This is a genomic window from Actinomycetota bacterium, from assembly GCA_028698215.1.
GTDB lineage: Bacteria > Actinomycetota > Humimicrobiia > Humimicrobiales > Humimicrobiaceae > Halolacustris.
In genome coordinates this window covers 1-5385 of the sequence record JAQVDY010000012.1, presented here as the reverse complement: position 1 = coordinate 5385, position 5385 = coordinate 1, and the positions used below count along the sequence as shown (strand labels likewise).

Genomic DNA, 5385 nt, shown 5'->3' with positions numbered 1-5385 from the left:
CCATACAGTTCATATACTTCCTTAAGCTGGGCAAAATAACTAACTTCTCCCGGACCGCAGACTGTAGCCAATACTGGAAATAAGGTATCCTGAATCATTGGCCGGAGCATTACATTATAGCTTAGCCGGAAATTATCCTTGGCTATCATTGCCATAAATTCTTCCCTGGTATATGACTTGTGGCCTGCTTTATAGCAATTTTTTTCCACAGTCACTTTTTCCCTTTGTCCGTCCTGGGCCAAAAAGAAGTTAAGGCTCTCCGGATTAGGGTTAATCTGGCTATGGTACCCCATATTGGTTAAAATATTGCCCTTTTTTTGAGCCAGTAGGCCTGCCTGGTGGTATAATTGTAAATCCTTCTGCACCAGGTCCAGGGACAGCTTCCTGATACTGCTTAAAGACGGATCAATGATTATCAGGCCCCGGGATGAAAAAAGTTCCACCATCAGGGAAGAAAACATGCGGGAAAAACTTACACCCCTTCCCGAATCAACAAAATGTAAGGATTTTAATAATAGCTTTAAAAGAGCTGGCTTGAAGTCAGTATGGGGCAATTTACCCTCCCACTGACTTTTAATATTTTCAACCTGTCCTTGATCCAGATAAAGGTCAGAGAATCTCCTATCGTCAGGCAATCCTGGCACCAGCAATTCTTGCTTCTGGGGATAATCCAAATAGACACTGTCCACCTGGCTGATATTGCTGTCATCGGTGGCATTCCAGAAACACGGAATTACCTCTATACCTAATTTTTGTTTTAAACATTCCGACAGTTTAATTATGGTAATTATCTTAAAAACCATAAACAAGGGACCGCCCATAAAAACCGGCTGCTGTCCCCCTACCACTATTAGCGAATCCTTGCTGGATAATTTTCCTATATTGGCTTCAGTAGCTTTTCCGCAACCAACAGCCCGGTTATACTCCAGCAGCTGCCCAGCCAGCTTTTTACGGTAATTATGGTCGTAGCTTTGGAAAATTTGTTTTGCCCTACTGGTATAGCTTTTCTTTTTCCGGTAATCATAGGCATAAAACTGCTGCAACCGTTCAAACTCAAAAAGGTAGCTGTAAAAAAGTTGGTTGTAGTAGAATTCTTTTTGCTTTAACAGGTAGGTTTTCAGTTGTACCACTCTTTTACTAATGATATAAAAATTATAATATAGTTAATAATACAATAAATAATAAATAAAATGGACAAATTGGTACAGAAAGAAAATAAAGAGCCACCCCTGGTAGCAGTTGCCATGAGCGGGGGCATAGACAGCTCGGTAACTGCCCAGCTGTTACTGCAGCAAGGCTACCAGGTTATGGGCATAACCTTAAAAGTGCTGCCTGACAATTTTGATTACCATGATAAAACCAAAACCTGCTGTTCCCCCATAGACATCCAATTGGCCGCACAGGTTTGCGCCAAGCTAAACATTCCCCACCTGGTCCTGGATGTATCCAGCCAATTTAAAGATATGATCATAGATCCCTTTTTTAAGAAATACTTGCAGGGAGTTACCCCTAATCCCTGCGTTGAATGTAATCCTTTAATAAAATTTGGCCTGCTGCTGCAGGAAGCCCTCCGGCAGGGTGCAAGCTACTTGGCTACCGGGCATTACTGTATTGTAGAAAAAACCAACGGTTTTTTTCTTATCCGTAAAGGAATAGACCACACCAAAGACCAAAGCTATATGCTGTGGAGGTTAACCCAGGAACAGCTAAAAATGGTTAAGTTTCCCTTGGGTGGTTATCATAAAAAAGAGATTAAAAAAATGGGTTCCCTTTACTTTCCATTTTTAAACGACAAACCCGAAAGCCAGGACATCTGCTTTATAAGCCATAAAGGTTATCAGCATTACCTGGCACAGCAATTTGGCCAGCGCAGGGGAAATATTATAAACAGCAAGGGAGAAGTACTGGGGCATCACCCGGGATATCCCTATTTTACCATAGGCCAGAGAAAAGGCCTGGGGATAAGCCATAGCCGTCCCTTATATGTAACAAAAATAATTCCTGAGCACAACCAAGTAGTGGTAGGGGAAAAAGAAGAACTGGCTGCCAGCGAGTTCAGTATCAACAGCCTCAACTTCATAGCAGGCTACCCGCCGGCAGCAGAATTCAAGGCAGAGGTGATGATAAGATATAATTTTGTTCCGGCCACAGCCCTTATCAAAGTAAATAAAAACCATCAAGCACTGTGCAGGTTCGATGCGCCCCAACTAGCCGTTACCCCCGGCCAATCCGCAGTTTTTTACCAGGGCGACCTGCTTTTAGGAGGGGGAATAATAGACTGATACTGCTTAATTGTAAGTAATAACTTACCCAAACAGGCCGGTACTCATATATCTCTCTCCCCCATCCGGCAAAACCACTACTATATTTTTAATGTTTTCCTTCCCGGCTTCTGCCAGCTGTGTAGCAGCCCACAGGGCAGCCCCTGATGATATTCCAGCCAGTATGCCCTCTTTCCAGGCTAATTTCCTGGCAGCGGCTACAGCATCATCTTCTTCTACCCTCACTATCCGGTCTATGATGCCGGTATCCAGGACGGGCGGTACAAATCCTGCTCCTATTCCCTGAATTTTGTGTGGCCCCGGCTTAAAACCAGAAAGGACAGAGGAACTAAAAGGTTCCACCGCCACTGATACCAGATTAGGATTCTTTTGCTTTAAATATTGACTGCACCCGGTGATAGTTCCTCCGGTACCTACCCCGCAGACCAACATATCGATAAGGCCTTTGGACTGCTCCCAGATTTCTGCGCCGGTGGCCTTAAAATGTATACCGGGATTAGCTGGATTCTTAAACTGTTGGGGTATAAAAGAGGGCTTTATGCTATCAGCCAGGCTTTCAGCCTGGCTGATAGAGCCTTTCATCCCCTTTTGTGCAGGGGTAAGCTTTATCTCTGCCCCCAAGGCATGCAGCAGCTTTCTCCTCTCCATGCTCATACTCTCCGGCATGGTAAGTATTAACCTGTAACCCTTAACCGCACAGACTATAGCCAGGCCTATGCCTGTATTACCGCTGGTAGGCTCAATTATGGTAGATTTTTTAGGCTCTATTTTGCCTTCTTTTTCCGCAGTTTCTATCATGCTTAAAGCTATGCGGTCCTTTATGCTGCCACCGGGATTAAAAGCCTCCACCTTGGCCCAAACCTGGATCCTGGATTCAATATGGTTTATTTTTACCAGAGGCGTATTACCGATGGTTTCCAAAATATTATTAAATGCCATTTTTACCTCCAAAGACTATTTGTAGTGCAGGTTTATGATCAAAAAATACTGTTTAAGTTCAACCTTTTTGGTAATTATATAAGATTTTTAGCTTAATGTAAGAATAAATTAAGAACTCAATTTTACTTTCTTGCCTTATTTTATCCCTGAATCTACACTAAAGTACAGAAGGGAGACCTATGGATAAACTACAAGAATATAAAAGTAAGAGAGATTTTTCCAAAACCGATGAGCCTAAGGGCAAAGCCAAGGGCAGTAAACAGGGCTTAATCTACACTATTCAGAAACATAATGCCCGTAACCTGCACTATGATTTGCGCCTGGAATGGGACGGGGTATTAAAATCATGGGCAATACCCAAAGGTCCTTCCACTGACCCTTCCCAAAAAAAACTGGCAATACCTACCGAAGACCATCCTTTAGAATATGCTGATTTTGAAGGGATCATTCCAGAAAACCAATACGGGGCAGGGACTGTTATAGTATGGGATAAGGGAACCTATGAAAATGCAAAACCGGATATCTCCGTACCGGAAGCCTTAGAAAAAGGGAAGCTGGAGATTTTTATTAAAGGCCAAAAACTCAAAGGAGCTTACGTTCTGCTGCGTACCGGCTCCAAGCAGGGCCAGGACGCGAGATGGCTGTTTATAAAGATGAAAGACCAGTATGCCGATGCCCGGAGAAATCCCATTAATACCGAACCCCGGTCAGTTATAAGCGGCTTAACCATAGAAGAATTGGAAGAAAAAACAGCTAAACCCAGCTAGCCAGGCTTAACTATGCCTTTCAAGCCTGTTCCAAAATGAAAGAAAAAAATTATAAATTTAACAACAGAAAGCTAACACTATCCAACCTGGGAAAGATATTTTTCCCCGTCCCCAATTACTCCAAACAAAAAGTGCTTGATTATTACCGGAACATAGGCCCGGTAATGCTTCCCCATCTGGCCCACCGGCCGCTTAATATGCAAAGAGCCCCTGACGGCCTGGATGGCGATATCTTCTACCAGCAAGCAGCTCCAGATTATTTTCCAGACTGGATAGATACCATCACCTTAAGCAGGGCTGACGGCAGCCCCATAAGACATGCCCTGTGCAATTCTTCTGCCGCTTTGCTTTATTTGGCCAACCAGGCAGTACTATCCTTTCATACCTGGCTGAGCAAAACCCCTGATTTAGGCTACCCGGATAAACTTATATTCGACCTGGACCCTCCTCCCGGCAACAATTTTGACCTGGTGGTGCAGGCCGCGGTGAACATAAAGAATTTTCTTGACCGTATTTCAGTCAGATGCGGGGTTATGACCACCGGCTCTTCCGGCCTTCACCTGGTTATACCTCTGCTTCCCAGATTCAGTTTTGACCAGGTGAGAGACACCGCCAGAAAGATAGCTTCCTGTTTTGCCCGTAAATCCCCCCTCCAATATACCCTGGAGACCTTAAAAGAAAAAAGGAAAGGAAGGCTATACCTGGATTATACCCGGAATGCCTATGGCCAGACCACCATCTGCCCTTATTCTATCAGAACACTTCCCCGGGCCCCTATTGCTGTCCCCCTGGATTGGCATGAGCTTCATAAACCCGGCATGGACTCACAAAAATATAATCTTAGTAACATATTCAGGAGATTAGGTCAAAAAGAAGACCCTTGGAAACATTTTTATAAGCCTGGTGAAGATTTAATGGAAATCAATAAAAAAATAAGTGTTTTTTAGTTCAAATCATCAATGATACCTATGCAAATCCAATACCTACTTTATATGATCTTTTTCCATTATTTCCTTTATTTTTCTTTCTTCCCAGCCAGACATGCTGCCCTTGCCAAATACAAACACCCCCATAGCATGCCAGAACAAGCCAAATCCCCAGCCTCCAGCTACGATCAAAAACCACAAAAAACTGGGAGAAGCTATTAGGTTAATTACCATTAAGACCAATATAACTGCTACATAGGTAATAAGGTGAACATAAAATCCCTTGATCTCCTCTACCCTTTTTTTAGCTTTTTCGTATTTTTCCTTTTCGTCCATTTATACTCCTTATATTTCTTTTTTCACCATAAATACTATTAGTTTTACCAGATTGACTATTACCGATATAGCCAATCCTACCAGTATTATAATCAGTACCACCATTACTAGCGGATACAGGATATTGCCCATATT

The 5385-nt window shown here is 43.1% G+C and carries 6 protein-coding genes; 3 read left to right on the top strand and 3 right to left on the bottom strand.

What is annotated here, in order from left to right; genetic code table 11:
• On the bottom strand, positions 1-1130 hold a 1130-nt coding region (bshC, locus tag PHN32_05160; protein MDD3776976.1), incomplete at its 3' end, for a bacillithiol biosynthesis cysteine-adding enzyme BshC.
• A 60-nt stretch (positions 1131-1190) separates the two neighbouring features.
• Between bshC and mnmA the strand changes: the two genes are divergently transcribed.
• Positions 1191-2282, top strand: coding sequence for a tRNA 2-thiouridine(34) synthase MnmA (mnmA, locus tag PHN32_05155; GenBank protein MDD3776975.1), 1092 nt, complete (start codon positions 1191-1193; stop codon positions 2280-2282).
• A 24-nt stretch (positions 2283-2306) separates the two neighbouring features.
• Here the strand turns inward: mnmA and cysK are convergent, their stop codons facing one another.
• A complete protein-coding gene (gene cysK / locus PHN32_05150; protein MDD3776974.1) occupies positions 2307-3221 on the bottom strand; it encodes a cysteine synthase A in 915 nt (304 codons plus the stop codon).
• 179 nt (positions 3222-3400) lie between these two features.
• Here cysK and PHN32_05145 point away from each other — a divergent pair, with 179 nt between their 5' ends.
• Both PHN32_05145 and ligD read left to right on the top strand, forming a co-directional pair.
• The gene (locus PHN32_05145) at positions 3401-3988 is read left to right on the top strand and encodes a DNA polymerase ligase N-terminal domain-containing protein (protein ID MDD3776973.1); all 588 of its coding nucleotides are present in this window, start codon (positions 3401-3403) and stop codon (positions 3986-3988) included.
• 35 nt (positions 3989-4023) lie between these two features.
• The gene (gene ligD / locus PHN32_05140) at positions 4024-4935 is read left to right on the top strand and encodes a non-homologous end-joining DNA ligase (protein MDD3776972.1); all 912 of its coding nucleotides are present in this window, start codon (positions 4024-4026) and stop codon (positions 4933-4935) included.
• A 36-nt stretch (positions 4936-4971) separates the two neighbouring features.
• Here ligD and PHN32_05135 read toward each other — a convergent pair whose 3' ends face one another.
• Positions 4972-5250 carry a 2TM domain-containing protein gene (locus PHN32_05135; GenBank protein MDD3776971.1) on the bottom strand — a complete coding sequence of 93 codons (279 nt, stop codon included), beginning with the start codon at positions 5248-5250 and terminating at the stop codon, positions 4972-4974.
• Positions 5251-5385: the final 135 nt, after the last annotated feature.